General features: G+C 71.4%; 16 protein-coding genes and 2 pseudogenes. 5 read left to right on the plus strand and 13 right to left on the minus strand.

Features of this window, described 5'->3' with window-relative positions; translation table 11 throughout:
- Positions 1-80: 80 nt before the first annotated feature.
- Both AB0K15_RS42610 and AB0K15_RS42615 read left to right on the plus strand, forming a co-directional pair.
- Entirely contained in the window at positions 81-1,007 is a 927-nt protein-coding gene (locus AB0K15_RS42610) for a DUF5937 family protein (protein ID WP_364065081.1), read from the plus strand.
- A gap of 28 nt (positions 1,008-1,035) precedes the next feature.
- Entirely contained in the window at positions 1,036-1,671 is a 636-nt protein-coding gene (locus tag AB0K15_RS42615; protein ID WP_364065087.1) for an MBL fold metallo-hydrolase, read from the plus strand.
- A 49-nt stretch (positions 1,672-1,720) separates the two neighbouring features.
- On the opposite strand, the pseudogene AB0K15_RS42620 reads toward AB0K15_RS42615, so the two are convergent.
- The 3 genes and pseudogenes from AB0K15_RS42620 to AB0K15_RS42630 form a co-directional block, all read right to left on the minus strand.
- A pseudogene (locus tag AB0K15_RS42620) lies at positions 1,721-2,118 on the minus strand (hypothetical protein).
- Positions 2,114-2,335 (minus strand): annotated as a pseudogene (locus tag AB0K15_RS42625) (FAD binding domain-containing protein); the annotation flags it as partial. The pseudogenes AB0K15_RS42620 and AB0K15_RS42625, both read right to left, overlap by 5 nt.
- A complete protein-coding gene (locus AB0K15_RS42630; protein WP_364065094.1) occupies positions 2,332-2,958 on the minus strand; it encodes an enoyl-CoA hydratase-related protein in 627 nt (208 codons plus the stop codon). The gene AB0K15_RS42630 and the pseudogene AB0K15_RS42625, both read right to left, overlap by 4 nt.
- On the opposite strand from AB0K15_RS42630, the gene AB0K15_RS42635 reads away from it, so the two are divergent.
- The gene (locus AB0K15_RS42635) at positions 2,933-3,646 is read left to right on the plus strand and encodes a hypothetical protein (protein WP_364065102.1); all 714 of its coding nucleotides are present in this window, start codon (positions 2,933-2,935) and stop codon (positions 3,644-3,646) included. The two genes, AB0K15_RS42630 and AB0K15_RS42635, sit on opposite strands and share 26 nt — an antisense overlap.
- Here the strand turns inward: AB0K15_RS42635 and AB0K15_RS42640 are convergent, their stop codons facing one another.
- From AB0K15_RS42640 to AB0K15_RS42655, 4 genes are all read right to left on the minus strand, one after another.
- The gene (locus tag AB0K15_RS42640) at positions 3,647-4,354 is read right to left on the minus strand and encodes a DUF2334 domain-containing protein (RefSeq protein ID WP_364065106.1); all 708 of its coding nucleotides are present in this window, start codon (positions 4,352-4,354) and stop codon (positions 3,647-3,649) included.
- Between the two features lie 75 nt (positions 4,355-4,429).
- A complete protein-coding gene (locus tag AB0K15_RS42645) occupies positions 4,430-4,900 on the minus strand; it encodes an NADPH-dependent FMN reductase (RefSeq protein WP_364065265.1) in 471 nt (156 codons plus the stop codon).
- A gap of 214 nt (positions 4,901-5,114) precedes the next feature.
- Positions 5,115-5,948: a patatin-like phospholipase family protein gene (locus AB0K15_RS42650; RefSeq protein ID WP_364065109.1), complete on the minus strand. Its 834-nt coding sequence runs from the start codon at positions 5,946-5,948 to the stop codon at positions 5,115-5,117.
- Positions 5,949-5,980: 32 nt separating this feature from the next.
- Entirely contained in the window at positions 5,981-6,865 is an 885-nt protein-coding gene (locus AB0K15_RS42655) for a phosphoribosylaminoimidazolesuccinocarboxamide synthase (RefSeq protein ID WP_364065116.1), read from the minus strand.
- 47 nt (positions 6,866-6,912) lie between these two features.
- Between AB0K15_RS42655 and AB0K15_RS42660 the strand changes: the two genes are divergently transcribed.
- Both AB0K15_RS42660 and AB0K15_RS42665 read left to right on the plus strand, forming a co-directional pair.
- Positions 6,913-7,704: an SAM-dependent chlorinase/fluorinase gene (locus AB0K15_RS42660; protein WP_364065123.1), complete on the plus strand. Its 792-nt coding sequence runs from the start codon at positions 6,913-6,915 to the stop codon at positions 7,702-7,704.
- Between the two features lie 66 nt (positions 7,705-7,770).
- Complete coding sequence (locus AB0K15_RS42665; RefSeq protein WP_364065127.1) at positions 7,771-9,015, plus strand: hypothetical protein; 1,245 nt, start codon at positions 7,771-7,773, stop codon at positions 9,013-9,015.
- Here the strand turns inward: AB0K15_RS42665 and AB0K15_RS42670 are convergent.
- The 6 genes from AB0K15_RS42670 to AB0K15_RS42695 form a co-directional block, all read right to left on the minus strand.
- Positions 8,951-10,309, minus strand: a complete 1,359-nt coding sequence (locus AB0K15_RS42670; protein ID WP_364065130.1) for an FAD-binding protein — start codon at positions 10,307-10,309, stop codon at positions 8,951-8,953. The two genes, AB0K15_RS42665 and AB0K15_RS42670, sit on opposite strands and share 65 nt — an antisense overlap.
- A 133-nt stretch (positions 10,310-10,442) precedes the next feature.
- Complete coding sequence (locus AB0K15_RS42675) at positions 10,443-11,186, minus strand: amino acid ABC transporter ATP-binding protein (RefSeq protein WP_364065133.1); 744 nt, start codon at positions 11,184-11,186, stop codon at positions 10,443-10,445.
- A complete protein-coding gene (locus tag AB0K15_RS42680) occupies positions 11,183-11,950 on the minus strand; it encodes an amino acid ABC transporter permease (RefSeq protein WP_364065136.1) in 768 nt (255 codons plus the stop codon). Before AB0K15_RS42680 ends, AB0K15_RS42675 begins: the two co-directional genes overlap by 4 nt.
- A gap of 6 nt (positions 11,951-11,956) precedes the next feature.
- On the minus strand, positions 11,957-12,733 hold the full coding sequence (locus AB0K15_RS42685; RefSeq protein ID WP_364065139.1) for an ABC transporter substrate-binding protein: 777 nt from the start codon (positions 12,731-12,733) through the stop codon (positions 11,957-11,959).
- Positions 12,734-12,781: 48 nt separating this feature from the next.
- Positions 12,782-13,594 carry a transporter substrate-binding domain-containing protein gene (locus AB0K15_RS42690; protein WP_364065142.1) on the minus strand — a complete coding sequence of 271 codons (813 nt, stop codon included), beginning with the start codon at positions 13,592-13,594 and terminating at the stop codon, positions 12,782-12,784.
- 226 nt (positions 13,595-13,820) lie between these two features.
- Complete coding sequence (locus AB0K15_RS42695) at positions 13,821-14,933, minus strand: alpha/beta fold hydrolase (protein WP_364065145.1); 1,113 nt, start codon at positions 14,931-14,933, stop codon at positions 13,821-13,823.
- Between the last annotated feature and the right edge of the window lie 79 nt (positions 14,934-15,012).

Consider the following 15,012-nt stretch of genomic DNA (forward strand, 5'->3'; position numbering starts at 1 on the left):
TGTGGGTCGTTTTGTCCTCTTCGGCGATCGGCCCTCGACAGAACGGGTCCGGGCCGCAGCATTCGGGTATATCCGAATCCATGGTCGAGTTGGTCCTCAGCACCGCGGGAGTCCGGTTCGCGATCTCGCCGCTCGAGGAGGTCATCGGGGTGGTGCGGGCGTGGCTGGGGAGGCGGCGGTTGCCCGGCGGGGCCGGGTGGCTGGGCAAGGAGCGGCTGGACGTACCGGAGCTGGCGGCGGTGCTCGGGGCGCCGCACTACATCACGGAGTTTCTCTCGCCGCCGCCGGTGACGGCGGAGACGACGGCGGCCGAGCAGTTGCGGGCCGTGCGGGGGACGCCGCCGGGGCAGGTGCGCCTGGAGCTGGGGATGGTGGACGCCGATCTGAGCGCACTGCCGGCGCATCCCGCCGAGGCGAGGGATCTGCTGGCGGATCAGCTCGAGGCCGTGTGGCACCGCGTCGTCGAGCCGGAGTGGCCGCGGATGCGGGAGGTGCTCGCGGCGGACATCGCCTACCGGACGCGGCGGCTGGGGGAGCAGGGCGTGGCGGGGGTGTTCGACGGACTGCACCCGCGGGTGCGGCTCACCCGGGACTCCGTGCTGGTCGACATGGCGGCACGCCACCGGCTGGAGCTGGACGAGCGGGGCCTGCTGCTGGTGCCGAGCGTGTTCGCGTGGCCGTCGGTAGGGGTGGTCACCGTGCCGCCGTGGCAGCCGACGTTGCTGTACCCCGCGAGGGGCGTGGCCGACCTGTGGACGGAGCCGGTGGCGGCGCCGGGCGCCTTGGCCGGGGTGGTGGGGCGGACGAAGGCGATGTTGCTCACCACATTGGACCGGCCGGCGGCGACCACGGAGCTCGCCGTGCGGCTCGGGCTGGCGAAGGGCACCGTTTCCGCGCACCTCACGGCGTTGCGGGCCGCCGGGCTCACCGCGACGACGCGCCGGGGGCACCGCGTGCTCTACCGGCGGACCGAGCTTGGCGACGCGCTGTGCGCGGGCATAGGGTGAATGTGACCATGTGTGAAGGAGAATCCTGATGCGGATCGTCCATTTCGGACACGCCTGTGTACTTCTGGAAACCGACGGCGAGCGGATCCTGATCGACCCGGGCGCGTTCTCCACCGACTTCGAGCGCGAGCGCGAGCTGTCGGCCATCCTCATCACCCACCAGCACTTCGACCACATCGACGGCGAGCGCCTGCCGAAGGTGCTGGCGGCGAACCCCGACGCGAAGCTGATCGTCGACCCGGGCTCCGTCGAGACCGTGCAGAAGCTGAACCTGCAGTACGAGGTCGCGAACGTCGGCGACGCGTTCGAGATCGGCGGCACCGCGGTGAACGTCGTGGGCGGCGAGCACGCCGTCATCCACAGCGACATCCCCGTGATCCCGAACATCGGCTACGTGCTCGACCACGGCGCCTTCTACCACCCGGGCGACTCGTTCTTCGTGCCCGAGCAGAAGATCGACGTGCTCGGCCTGCCGACGGGCGCGCCGTGGCTCAAGGCCGGCGAGGCGGTGGACTTCCTGCGGGCGGTCGCGCCGCGCAAGTCCGTGCCGATCCACGAGGCGGTGCTGTCGAGCCCCGCGCTGCACTACGGCCTGTTCGAGAACCTCGCGCCGCAGGGCACCGAGGTGCAGGTCGTGGAGCGCGGCGTCGCCACGCAGCTGTGAAAGACCCGGGGTGGCCGCCCTGTGCGGTGGCGGCCACCCCGGGAGCCGGTCAATTGGCCGGCACGAACGGAAATTCACCGCTGCCGGTTCGCGAACCCACGATCTGCAGCGCGTAGCGGCTGTACTCCTCGGCCACGTCCTCGGCCGCCATGGCGCCGTCGTCCCGGAACCAGCGCGCGATGCTCACGCACATTTCGCGAATCGCGAACGACGCGAGCGCCGGGGAGTCCACGTGGAACACCCCCGCGTCGACGCCCCCGCGATGATCGCCCGGAAGGCGTGCTCGTGGCGCCGGCGGCGGGCCTGGAACCGCGTGCGGTGCGGTTCGCCGAGGCAGTCCGTGTCGCGGTTGACCACCAGGGCTTCGCGGCGGTGGGTGGCGTGCGGCCTCGGCCAGCAACGGGTGGTGCGGCTGCTCCAGCAGCCGCGCGTGCCGTACCAGGGCACCGAGCCGCACGCCGCCGCCGGTCGGCGTGACCGTGGCCAGGCCGGGGATCCCGTTGACGTCCACGAGCACGCGCGGGCGGGCCATCCGCAACGCGAGCACCGGCATCAGGCTCTGCCCGCCGGCGAGGAGCTTGCCCTCGCCCTCGGCGTCGGCGAGCGTCCGCACGGCCTCGTCGACGTTGCGCGCCCGGACGTAGTCGAACGGGGCGGGTTTCACGTCGGCACCTCCTTCGGCCAGCTGTCCTCGAACTCGGTGTCCAAAGTGGCTTCCCAGGGACTCTCGAACAACGTGTCCAGGGCGAGCTTGGAATACCGCAAGGAAGACACCGAGAATCCGGCGATCTCGCGCGCCCACTCGAACGCCGCGTCGAAGTCGCCGAGCCGGTCGACGAGCCCGCGCGCGAGCGCGAGCGGAGCATCGAGCCGGTCGCAGCCCAGCAGCATCGCGCGCGCCGCACCGCCGCCGGCCAGCAGCGCGAGGCGCCGGACCGTCCACGGGTCGACGACCAGCCCGTTGCGCGCGGTCGGCACCGCGAACACCGCGGACGGTGCGGCCACCCGCAGGTCGCAGGCGATCGCGAGCTGGGTACCCGCGTCGATGGCCGGGCCGTTGACGGCCGCGAGCACCGGCAGCGCGGTGATGCTGTGCAGGGCGGCGTACAAGGCGGTGCGGAAACCGTCGCCGTGCACGCCACGCAGATCGGCCCCGGCGCAGAAGCTCGTGCCCCGCCCGGTGATGACGAGCGCCCGCACCTGCGGGCCGACGTCCTCGACGGCGGCCCGCAGGTCGTCGAGGTGCTCGACGTCGAGCGCGTTGCGCCGTTCGTGCCGGTCGATCATCGGCTACGGCGCTCGCGCGCTGCTCGGCTCCGCGGGCGAGAAGCCGGCCGGGCCGGGGGCGAACCTCGCGGCACCGCTGCTCGCGCAGCACCTCGGCGGCGGGCCGGACGCGTTCGGCGGCCAGGTGTTCATGGCGTTCGTCGGCGCGGTCGCGTTCGCGACGACCCTGGAGGTGGTCGCGGGGCTGGTGCTGTCGGCGTCGGGTTCGGCTTCGCACGACCTGTGGTCGAACGTGATCCGCCGCGGTGGCGCCACCGAGCGGGAACAGAAGCTCGTGGCGCGGCTGTCGTCCGCGGTGCTCGGGGCGATCGCGGTGGCCGTGACGCTGGTGGCGGGACCGAACTTCAACGTCGCGTTCCTCGTGGGGCTCGCGCTGTCCGTCGCGGCGAGCGCGAACTTCCCGGCGCTCGTGCTGGCGTTGTCGTGGCGGGGGTTCACCACGTGGGGCGCGTTGACCGGCATCGCGAGCGGGCTGGTGAGCTCGGTGGTGCTGATCGTGCTGAGCCCCGCGGTGTGGCCGGGCGGGGCGGCGCACGCGCCGTTCCCGCTGGACTACCCGACGCTCGTGTCGATCCCGCTGGGCTTCCTCGGCTGTGTCGTCGGGTCGAAGCTGAGCCGGGCGCGTGAGGACGACACCAAGTTCACGGAGCTGCGCGTGCGGGCGGCGACGGGCCTCGGCGCGGAGTGATCAGGTGGCGGCCGCGCGGCGCAGGGAGCCGTAGGTGCTGCCGAAGGCGCGGTTTTCGATGGCGACGTCGACCGCGTCGAGCAGCGCCTGGCGCAGGCCAGGGCGGGTGAGGTCGGCGGCGTCGATGCCGAGACGCACCAGGCCGCCGCGGCGGGCGGCACGGGCCGACGCCAGCACGAGGGCGAAGCAGCGGACCGTCTCGGTGCGGTGCGACTGGCTCGTGAACTCCTGCACGCGGGCCCGGAGTACCTCGCCCGTCACGAGGTCACGGATGGAACCCGCGTCGGCGCAGAGCGTGAAACCGTGTTCCCGCAACGCTTGCAGCGTGCCCTGCGAGGCGAGCCAGCGCGGCGGCGCGAAGCCGTCGACGACGACGCCGGTGGTGTCGAGCGCGGCCTTCGCCGCGATCAGGCGCAGGCGCGCCTCGTGCGCGGGCAGCGCGGCGAACTCCGCGCGGCGGCCGAGCTGGACGGTGCGGTGCGTCGGCGTGATGCGGTGGTCGTAGCCGTGCAGCAGCACCGAGTCGCCCGCGGCGGCGCGCGTGCGCACCCAGGCGGTCACGGGGCCGTCCTCGGTCCGCGCGACGTGCAGGATCGACAGCGGCACCCGCCGCCGCTCCAGCTCCGACGCGAGGTCGGCGCAGCGGTGCAGCGTGCGCGAGGTGGCCCCGGACAGCGATACCAGCAGGCGAGCATCCACGTGTCCCATTGCGCCTCAGCCCGGTGGCGCCTGCCTGACAACGCTGTGAACTGCACAGAAAGGACACGTGAGAGTTGCGCAGTGTCAGGCTTTCGTGGCCTCCACCAGCCGGTTCACGGCCATGGCGATGCGGCCCCGCAGGTCGGGGTCGGTGATGACGCCGTCGGACGCGGTGTGGCGCGGGATGGGGATGCGCGCGCAGGCGTCCTCGACGATGCGCGCGCCGGCGTAGGTGAGGACTTTGCGCAGGGATTCGTGGGCGTCCGCGCCGCCGGTCGGCGCCGCGACGGAAGACGCGTTGATCCACGACACGGGCTTGCCGTAGATCTCGCCGCCGCCGACGGTCCAGTCCAGCAGGTTCTTGAACGACCCCGGCAGGCCGCCGGCGTACTCCGGCGTGCAGATCAGCACACCGTCGGCCGCACCGACCTCCGCGCGCAATGCCACCACGGCCGGGTGCAGGGGGTCTTGGTCGTCGTCGGGGTTGAAGTGGGGGAGGTCGCCGAGGCCCGCGTAGACCTTGGACTCGGTGAACCCCGCGGCGGTCCCGATCACCGCCGCGTTCACCGAACCGCCCCGCAGACTGCCGCAGATGAGCAGGATCACGGGCGCCAGTCTGCCAAAGAAAGTCGAGCCGGCTGCCTGTTTTCTCGCTGCTGTGCCGCTCGTTACCCATCCAACCACAGCCACGGCGGGAACTGTTGCGTAATGCGCTACCGCCCGGTCGCGTACCCGCCTGCTTCCGGTCGGATTGGTAACTCATGAACGATCACGCCCAGACGATCTCCAAGCCCTTCCCCTGCACCCGCCCCGCCTCGGCGGCCGGGCGCCGGGACTCCGGGTCCAGGGGGTTCTGGCCGATCGCCGCGAGGGAGGCCTCGTCCGGCTCCACCACGGCCACCGAAGCACCTCCGGTGCGCAAGGAAGCCACGACGTCGGCGAAGGGCTTCTCGGTGGGGAAGACGTCGGCCGAGCCCAGGGGCACGACCACGAGCACCCGGTCGTAGCCCGCCGCGAAGTCGGCGTTGTCGGCGGACCGCACCCCGCCGTCGACGTAGCGGTGGCCCTCGATCGACACCGGCGGCCAGATGCCCGGGACCGCACAGCTGGCCGCGACGGCGTCGACCAGCGGCACGCCCGAGTCGTTGCGGAAGACGCGAGGCTCGCCGGAGGAGGCGTCGACCGCCACGATCGCCAACGCGCGCGTGGGCCACTCGTGCGACGGGAGCCGCGCCTCGATCACCGAGCGGCGACGGGCCTCCGGCACCGTCGAGGCCGCCAGCGCGAACTCGCCGACCGCGCGCCGGACCTGGAGCACCGAGCCGGCCGACACCGCGGCGCCGAACTGCTCGCCGAACTTCGCCAGGTCCACCTCGACCGGGATCTCCGGGGACTGGCGGGCCGGGTCCGTCTGCCGGACGTACAGCTCGCCAAGGCTCAGCCCGCTGCCGATCTGCGCGGCGACGGTGGAGCCCGCCGACGTGCCGACGATCAGGTCCGCCCCGCTGACGTCACGGCCCACGTCGGCGAGACCCGCCAGCAGGCCCGTCATCCATGCGATCCCCGCGACCCCGCCGCCGCCCAGTACCAAAGCCTCGCTCATGTGAGCCAGTCTGCCGGCGACCACCGACAGTTTCAGGCGCCCGGCCAGTCGGCCAGCGAAAGCCCGCTGATGCGCTCGTAGGCCTCAACGTACCGCGCGCGTGTGGCAGCCACGACGTCGTCCGGCAACGGCGGCGGCTGGGTGTTCGACGCGCGGTCCCAGCCGGACGGGCCGGTGAGCCAGTCGCGCACGTACTGCTTGTCGAACGACGGCTGGGCGTGGCCGGGCTCGTAGCCCTCGGCCGGCCAGTAGCGGGACGAGTCGGGGGTGAGGACCTCGTCGGCGAGGACGAGCCGGCCGTCGGCGTCGAGGCCGAACTCGAACTTCGTGTCCGCCAGCAGGATGCCGCGTTCGGCCGCGAACTCGGCGCCGCGGCGGTAGATCGCGAGCGTCGCTTCGCGGACCTCGGCCGCGCGCGAAGCGCCGATCTGCGCGGCGACCGTCTCGAACGACACGTTCTCGTCGTGCTCCCCCAGCTCGGCCTTCGTCGCCGGCGTGAAGATCGGCTCCGGCAGGCGGGCCGACTCGACCAGGCCGCCCGGCAGCTCGACGCCGCAGACCGAGCCGCTGCGCTGGTAGTCCGAGAAGCCGGACCCGGTGAGGTACCCGCGCGCGACGGCCTCCACCGGCAGCATGTCCAGGCGCCGCACGAGCAGCGCCCGGCCGAGCACCTCGGCGGGGATGCGCGGATCGTCCCAGGCCACGAGGTGGTTGGGGATGAGGTCGGCGAGCTGGGTGAACCAGAACACGCTCATCGCCGTGAGGACGCGGCCCTTGTCGGGGATGGGCGTGTCCAGCACGAAGTCGTAGGCCGAGATGCGGTCGGACGTGACCAGCAACAGGTGGTCGTCCCCCACGGCGTAGAGCTCCCGGACCTTGCCGGCGGCGATCTTCGGGTATTCGGCGAGCGTCGTCACGGCTGCACCCTAACCCGAGGCCCCGGGAACCGAGGATGATGCAGGTCATGCGCTACCGCTGGATCTCGTTCACCACCGACTACGGCCTGCGTGACGGCTTCGTCGCCGCCTGCCACGGGGTGATCGCGCGCCTGGCGCCCGACGTGCGCGTGCTCGACGTGACGCACCTCGTGCCGCCGCAGCAGGTGCGCCCCGGCGCGGCGGTGCTGGCGCAGACCGTGCCCTCGCTGCCGGACGCCGTGCACCTGGCCGTGGTGGACCCGGGAGTCGGGACCGCCCGCCGCGGCCTGGTCCTCGGCACGCCCCGAGGTCTGCTGGTCGGACCCGACAACGGCCTGCTCCTGCCCGCCGCGGCCGCGCTCGGCGGCGTGACCGCGGCCTACGAGATCGACCTGCCCGACCCGGCGTCGGCGACCTTCCACGGCCGTGACGTCTTCGCCCCCGCCGCCGCGCGCCTCGCGCTCGGCGCCGAGCCCGCGAGCTTCGGGCCCGCGGTCGACGACCTGGTCCGGCTGCCGGAACCGTTGATCGCCGCGTTCCCCGGGAAGCTCGTGTCGGACGTGCTGACGGTCGACCACTTCGGCAACGTCCAACTCGCCGCCACCCCCGCCGACCTCGAGCTGACCGGCCTGGCGGGCGGGGTCACGGTCCACAGCGAACGCGTCGCGGTGCCGGCGACGATCGGGCGGACGTTCGGCGACGTGCCCCCGGGCGCGAACCTGGTTTTCACCGACTCCGCCGGCCACCTGGCGATCGCCGTGAACGGGGGATCCGCTGCTGCGGTGCTGAATTTGGGCGCCGCAGAGGAATGCACGATCACGGCTTCCCCCGCCGGCTGAGCAAACGCCCGCCTTGTCAACGCCCGCACGGAGAGGCGAGTGTGGTTGCGACATGGGGAGGCACAAATGGTGGCGTTGGTTTCCCACGGCAACAAGGTCATTTCCGCGGGGTTCTTCCGCGACGACGAGCTCGATTTCGCCACGCGCGGAGTGCTCGGCCGCGCCGTTCGCGGGGCGAGTGAGGTCGGGGAGGTGCTGGCGACGATCGCCCGCGTCGGCCGGCCGGCCGACTGGGCGCGCGAATGGGAGCGAACGGCGGCCCGGGTGCAGGAAGAAGCCGCGAAGGCGCACGAAGCCGGGCACCTGGTCAGCGCCGGCTCCCACTACCTGCGAGCGGCGACGTACTGGGCCTGCGTCGTCGACGGACTGTCCACAGGGGACGACACAGCCGCGTTGAAAGAGGCGTTCAGGTCCCACCGGGAATGCTGGGAAGCCGTGGTCGATTGCTCCGACGGCGCCTTCCTCCGCGTCCCGGTTCCCTACGAAGGCACCGAGCTGCCCGGTTACCTCCTGCGCCCCGACTCGTCGGGCACCTCGCGCCCGACGCTCGTCGTCACCAACGGCAGCGACGGCGCCCTCAGCGACCTGTGGACCTCCGCCGCGGCCGGCGCGCTGGCCCGCGGCTGGAACGCGTTCCTCTACGACGGCCCCGGCCAGCAGGCGATGCTGTTCGAGCGCGAAACCTGCTTCCGCCACGACTGGGAAGCCGTGCTCACCCCGGTCGTCGACACGCTCGTCGAGCGTCCGGACGTCGCCGAGCTGGCCGGCTACGGCATCAGCCAGGCCGGGTACTGGCTGCCCCGCGCGCTCGCGTTCGAGCACCGCCTGGCCGCCGCGGTGCTCGACCCGGGTGTGGTCGACGTGGCGACTTCCTGGATGCGCCCGCTGTCCAAAGGCATGCGGACCGCGCTGGAGCACGGCGAGCGCGTCACGTTCAACCGCGACATGGGCCTCGCCGTCCGCCTGCCGAGCCTGCGCCGCACCCTGACGTTCCGTGCGCGGCCCTACGCGCACGAAGACTGGTACGACCTCTTCAAAGCCGTCGAGAAGTACCAGCTGGACGAGGAAACCGTCGCCGCCATCACCACGCCCCTGCTCGTCACTGACCCCGACGACGAGCAGTTCTGGCCCGGCCAGTCCAGCCGGCTCGCCGAGCTCGTGCGCGGGCGCGGGGGCCGTGCGGACCTGCTGCGGTTCACCGTCGAAGAGGGCGCCAACGAGCACGTGCAGCCGATGGGCCGGCTGCTCACCGAGAACCGGATGTTCGACTGGCTCGAAGAGCTGGTGCCACCACGGCCGGGGCGAAGCTGAACACGTCACCCGGGTCCCAGACGTCCTTGAGGCGCGCGAGCTCCGCAGCCGTGGCCGGTTCGTAGCAGGACGACGCATCGGTGTGACTGGTCGGCAGGAACGTCCTCAATGGACCGCCCGAGCTCCACTGCGAGACGGCTTCGTAGACGTGCACCTGCGACCCGGGTGCGGCGCCGGGGTGAGCCGAGGTGAACAGGTTCAGCCGCGCCGCGCGGTGCCCGACGGCGTCCGCGACCTCGGGCTCGTCGGCCAGCGCGCCGCCGAGGTGCCGCAGTTCCAGCATGAACGGCGCGCGCGGGTCCACGAGCGACGACACGACCTCCAGCGCGTCCTCGCTGGTCAGCGCGACGCTCTCGCTGTCGACCGGCAGCGGGCCCACCGGGTCGGCGTGGATCGAGCCGAGGTCGGTCAGCGGCATCGGCTTCACGGTGTCGAGGAACGGACCCGCCGTGACCAGAGGCTCGACGAGCCGCCGGCCGGCGTCCGCGTCGCCGAGGTAGGCCACGCGCAGGTGGCAGCAGAACCGGCCCCGCAGCGGATCGGGCACGCCCGGCACGTCCGGGAAGGCGAGGAACGCGAGTGACAGGCTCAGCTCCCGCGGCGCCGTCGCCAGGCTCGACCGGAACCGCTCGATGACCACCGGCGCGCGCTCGGCGGTGAAGAACAGGCTGCCGCCGGAGAACTCGCGCAAGGGCACCAGGCTGGTCTCCAGTGCCGTCACGGCGGCGAAGTTGCCACCGCCACCGCGTAGGGCCCAGAACAGCTCGGGGTGCTGCTCGGCCGTCACGGTGAGCTCGCGGCCGTCCGCCGTGACGATCTCGAAGCGGCGGACGTGGTCGGCGGCGTACCCGTGACGTCGGCCGAGCATGCCGAGGCCGCCGCCGAGGCTGTAGGAGACGTAGCCGACGCCCGGCGCGGACCCGACCGGCGCGGTCAGGCCGTGTGCGGCGGTGGCGACGAGCACGTCGCCCGCCGTCGCGCCGGCGGAAACCCGCGCGACCTGCCGCCGCGGGTCGACCTCGACCCGGTTCAGGATCCGCGTGGTGACGAGCAGGCCGCCGCCCATCGAGCGGTGCGCACCGTGGCCGGTCGACTGCACGTCGACGGCCAGCCCGTGCTCCGCGGCGAAGCGCACGCCCGCGACCACGTCGGATTCGGCCCCGGCCGCCACCACCACCTCGGGCCGGTGGTCGAGCGCGAGGTTGAACCCGCCCCGTTCCCGGTCGTACCCCACGTCACCCGGAAAATAGACCCTGCCCTTGACCTGCGCGGTGAGCTCCCCGGCTCCACCCATCTCGGCTTCCTCGCTCTCGCCTCGAGCGTGAATGCGATGAAGTGCGGGCCTGACACTACGCTCCCGAATTCCCCGGTCAAGTCACCGAATTTCGTGATACGCGCGAACAATTCGGGGAAATTGCCGAGAGCACTCAGAGCACCTGCGAAAGGAACTGCTGTAACCGTGGGCTACGCGGGTTGTCGAAGATCTGGTCCGGGCTGCCCTGTTCCACGATCCGGCCCGCGTCCATGAACGCCACTTCGTCGGCGACGCTGCGCGCGAAGCCCATTTCGTGTGTCACCACGATCAACGTGAGGCCCCGCGAAGCCAGGCCAGCCATGAGGTTCAGCACACCCTTGACCAGCTCCGGGTCCAGCGCGGAGGTGGCCTCGTCGAACAGCATCACCTCGGGGTCCATCGCCAGCGCCCGCGCGATGGCCACGCGCTGCTGCTGCCCACCCGACAACGCCGACGGCCGGTACGGCGCCTTGTCCGCCAGGCCGACCTCGGCCAGCCGCGCGTGCGCGATCGCCGTGGCCTCCTCTTTGGACAGCCGCTTCACACTCCGCAGCGGCAGCACGATGTTGTCCAGCACGCTGCGGTGGCCGAACAGGTTGAAGTGCTGGAACACCATGCCGACGCGCTGGCGCAGCGCGTCGGGGTTCGAGTGGATCACACTGGTGCCGTCGAGCAGCAGGTCGCCGCTGTCGGGTTCCTGCAAGCGGTTGACGCAGCGCAGCAGCGTGGACTTGCCCGAGCCCGAGGGGCCGATGACGCACGTGGTGCGGCCACTGGCCACACTCAGGTCCACGCCCCGCAGGACTTCGAGCGTGCCGAAGCTGACGTGGATGTCGCGAAGCTCCACACTGGACGAACGGACGGCGGTGGTGGTCACGGGCTCACCCTCTCGGTGTTCACGAGCGACAGGCTGCTGCCGCCGTCGTCGCCGGGGTCGGTGCGGACCTTGCGGCCGGTCTGCAGGCGCTTGTCGATGTAGTTCACCAGGTGCGTGAGCGGCACGGTGATCACGAGGTACACCGCCCCGGCCGCCACCAGCGGCGAGAGGTTGCCGGTGTTGGCCGCCAGGTCCTGGCCGATGCGGAAGAGCTCGCGCTGCGAGGTGAGGAACCCGAGGAAGTACACCAGCGTCGAGTCCTTCACGAGCGCGATGAACTGGTTCACCAGTGCGGGCAGCACGCGGCGCACACCCTGCGGGATCACCACCAGCAGCATCGCCTTGGTGTAGGTCATGCCCAGCGCGCGGCTGGCCTCCAGCTGTCCTTTTTCGACGCTCTGGATGCCCGCGCGGAAGATCTCACCGATGTAGGCCGCGGCGATCAGGCTCAGCGCGGTGATGCCCAGCGGGTATGGGTTGTGGCCGACGATCGGCCGTGCGAGCGTGCCGAGCCCCTGGCCGATCACGAGGATCGTCAGGATCGCCGGCAGGCCGCGGAAGATGTCGGTGTACACCCGGGCCGGCCAGCGCAGCCAGACCTTCTTGGACAGCCCCATCACGGCCAGCACCATGCCGAGCACGGTGCCGATGATCGCCGACACCCCGGCGAGGATCAGCGTGTTGACCAGACCCGTCTTCAGCAGGTCGGGGAAGACCTGCCAGATGTAGTCCCAGTTGAGGAACGTGTCGAGAAATTGATCCATTGTGTACTACTGCCCCGTGGCGAAGTCGGTGGGCACCGGCTCGTTCGGCTCGAACTGCTGGTGCACCTTCTTCCAGGTGCCGTCGGCGACGACCTTCTTGATGCCGTCGTCGAGCTTGTTCAGCAGGTCGGTGTTGCCCTTCTTCACGGCGTACCCGTGCGGGATCGTCGTGGTGATCGTCTTGGTGACCTTCAGGCCCGGGTTCTTCGCCGAGTAGTCCTCGGCCGAGGCCGCGTCGAACACCGCGCCGTCGATCGCCGACGACTTCAGCGCGCTCAGCGCCGCCGCGTCGTTGGGGAAGCGCACGGCCTGGGCCTTGGGCGCGTTGGCCGCGAGCCAGGTGTCGGAGACGGTGCCCTGCACCACGCCGATCCGCTTGCCCGCCAAGGAGTTCTCGTCGGTGATCCCGGCCGTCTCCTTCGCCTCGATGCCGAGCGACTGGTAGTTGTACGGGTCGGAGAACGCCACGGTCTGCTTGCGTGCGTCGGTCTGCGCGATGGCCGCGCTGCCGATGTCGAACGTCCCGTTGGCGACCTGACCCAGCAGCGCGGAGAAGTCGACCGCGACGAATTCGACCTTCAGGTTCTCCTTGGCCGCGATGTCCTTCAGCAGCTCGTTGTCGAACCCGGTGAACTGGCCGTTCTCCTGGTAGGCGTTGGGCCGCGAGTCGCTCAGCGTGCCGACGCGCAGGGTGTCGCCATCGCTGCCGCTGCCGCCACCGCACGCGGTGAGCGTGGCGAGCAGGGCCGCCGCCGTGACGGCTGTGACCAATGTCTTCTTCATGTCACTCCTCAGCTTCCCGGCCGGAACCGTCGATGCAGGATAGGACAGTCACGCGTTCTTCACCGGCAGGCCGGGACCGCCTTCGGCGAGCTCCGGGGCCACGGGCGCCTGCTTGAAGAACTGGGCGTGCAGGCGGGCGACGGTGCCGTCCGCGATGGCCTTCGCGAGGCCGTCGTTGAGCTTGTTCAGCAAGTCCGGATTGGACTTCGCCACCGCGTAGGCCGAGGGGGTGTCCTTGTCCAGCACGGTGTAGCCGAACTCCAGCGGCACGGCCGGGTTCTGGTCGAGGTACTTCTGGCCGATGTCCTTGGGCACCACCCAGCCGTCGAGGCCGCCGTCGCGCAGCTGCGCGAAACCCGCGTTGTAGTCGGGGAATCGCACGACCTCGGCGCCCGCGAGCTTGCCCGCGAACTCGTCCTGCACCGACCCCTGCACCACGCCGAGGCGCGTGCCCGCGAACGCGCCGGCGTCGGCCAGGTTCGCGCCCTTCTTGCTGACAACGGTGGTGTAGCTGGTGTCGTAACCGTTGGAGAACGCGACAGTCTTCTTGCGCGCGGTGGTGGCGGAGATCGTGGAGCTGCCGATGTCGAGCTGGCCACCCGCGACCTTGGCGAGCAGGCCGGAGAACTCGGTGCCGACGAACTCGACCTGGAAACCTTCGCGCTTGGCGATGTCGCGCAACAGCTCGTTGTCGTAGCCGGTGAACTGGCCGTTTTCGAGGTAGATGCTCGGCGGCGCGTCCGTGAGGGTGCCGACGCGCAGCGGCTGACCCGACGCGTCCGACGAGCCGCAGGCAGTGAGCGCGCTGAGCCCGATGAGGGAGGCGACTACGACGGCGAGGGTGCTGAGGAGCTTGCGCATGACTTCTTCCTGGCTCACGGACGTGAAAAGCGCCAGGCCGCGGGGTGCGGCCTGGCGCTTCCGGGTTCAGCGTCCGAGATTAGGGATTTCGCCCGATCGGGTAACTTTGTCTCAGTCCGTGGACTTCGTGCGCGCGGTCACAGAACGTCGCGCGGGCGCGGGTCGAGCCCGACCCGATTTCCCGTTGAACGGGATTCGGCGGCTTCGGGTGCGCACGTGAATGAGGTCACGACACCGGGCCCGTCTCCGCGCAGTGCGCTTTGCCGCCGCCGAAGGTGGTTTGCAGCCACGACAGGTACAACGCGTTCGCCTCCGGTGCGGCGAGCTCCTCCTGGATCGCGTGCCCGCTGCCGGCGACCAGGTGTGTGGCGAGGCACGCGTTCGGCAGCAGCTTCTTCTCGTAGCTCTGGAACGCGGGCGCGCCACCGCACTGCGGAGTCGGTGCCGGCGGCGCGCCGACGGGATTGCCCTCGCAGTAGTGGCGGTCGAACTGGCCGACGGCGACCAGGGCCGGCACCGTGATCCGGGCCGCCTGCGCGGCCGCGGCGGCGCCCTGCGGCCGGGACGCCAGCTCGGTGTCGGACAGGATTCCCTGGTGGGCCCCGATCACCGGCAGCGCCTTCGGGTCGGTGCCCGGGCCGTGGACGAGGCCGATCTGCTCGACCTTGTCCGGCAGCACCGTCACGTACCCGTCGTCCAGCCCTTGCCACCGGGTCCCGACGGTCCGCGCCGGAACCTGGTAGAGCTTGTCGAGCTGCAGGGTTTCCGGGGTCACGGCGGCGCCGTACCCGGTGAGGATCAGCGCGTCGAGCACTCCGGCGTGCTTGGCCGCGACGCCGGCCAGCGTGCCGGAACCCAGCGAGTGCCCGATGCCCACGACGGTGTGCCAGGTCGTGCCGAACACTTGAGCGTCGCTGTGCAACGCCGTCGCCACCTGGTCCGCAGTGGACACTTGTGCGTCGTAGGTCACCGATTTGCTCGACGCCGGCACGGTCGAGCGGCCGGTGCCGAGCCGGTCGAGCGCGTAGGTGGCGTAGCCCTTGGCCAGGGCCGCGCGGACGAGGCTGTTCGAGCGCAGCTCGGGCAGGTCCCAGTAGTCGGCGTTCTCCCCGCCCCCGGCGACGAGCAGCAGCACCGTGCCGTTGCCGTTCGGGGGCGTGCACAGATCGCCGGTGAGCTGTCCCGGCGCGGCCACGCCGGGGATCGAGACCGGGGTCTTCACCACCCGGCACGCCGGCGCCGGGACGGCTTTGACGGGAGCGGCCGGCGGGCCGCTCGAACACGCGGCCGCCAGCACGGCGGTGAGCAGGAGAACCAGGCCACGGCGGGCGAGGGGCATCGTCGACTCTCTTCTGTCGCCAGTGCCCAGAGGCTATGAAGCCGCCTCGCTCCGCAGTAGCCGGATTTTCCGACGGGTC

The organism is Amycolatopsis sp. NPDC049253, from assembly GCF_040678995.1.
GTDB lineage: Bacteria > Actinomycetota > Actinomycetes > Mycobacteriales > Pseudonocardiaceae > Amycolatopsis.

Bases quoted from the DNA above. Each gene is read 5' to 3' on its own strand.
- AB0K15_RS42690 (WP_364065142.1), bottom strand. From the start codon at position 13,594: ATGCGCAAGCTCCTCAGCACCCTCGCCGTCGTAGTCGCCTCCCTCATC.
- AB0K15_RS42630 (WP_364065094.1), bottom strand. From the start codon at position 2,958: ATGATCGACCGGCACGAACGGCGCAACGCGCTCGACGTCGAGCACCTC.
- AB0K15_RS42650 (WP_364065109.1), bottom strand. From the start codon at position 5,948: ATGAGCGAGGCTTTGGTACTGGGCGGCGGCGGGGTCGCGGGGATCGCA.
- AB0K15_RS42680 (WP_364065136.1), bottom strand. From the start codon at position 11,950: ATGGATCAATTTCTCGACACGTTCCTCAACTGGGACTACATCTGGCAG.
- AB0K15_RS42670 (WP_364065130.1), bottom strand. From the start codon at position 10,309: ATGGGTGGAGCCGGGGAGCTCACCGCGCAGGTCAAGGGCAGGGTCTAT.
- AB0K15_RS42685 (WP_364065139.1), bottom strand. From the start codon at position 12,733: ATGAAGAAGACATTGGTCACAGCCGTCACGGCGGCGGCCCTGCTCGCC.
- AB0K15_RS42640 (WP_364065106.1), bottom strand. From the start codon at position 4,354: ATGGGACACGTGGATGCTCGCCTGCTGGTATCGCTGTCCGGGGCCACC.
- AB0K15_RS42695 (WP_364065145.1), bottom strand. From the start codon at position 14,933: ATGCCCCTCGCCCGCCGTGGCCTGGTTCTCCTGCTCACCGCCGTGCTG.
- AB0K15_RS42610 (WP_364065081.1), top strand. From the start codon at position 81: ATGGTCGAGTTGGTCCTCAGCACCGCGGGAGTCCGGTTCGCGATCTCG.
- AB0K15_RS42660 (WP_364065123.1), top strand. From the start codon at position 6,913: ATGCGCTACCGCTGGATCTCGTTCACCACCGACTACGGCCTGCGTGAC.
- AB0K15_RS42665 (WP_364065127.1), top strand. From the start codon at position 7,771: ATGGTGGCGTTGGTTTCCCACGGCAACAAGGTCATTTCCGCGGGGTTC.
- AB0K15_RS42615 (WP_364065087.1), top strand. From the start codon at position 1,036: ATGCGGATCGTCCATTTCGGACACGCCTGTGTACTTCTGGAAACCGAC.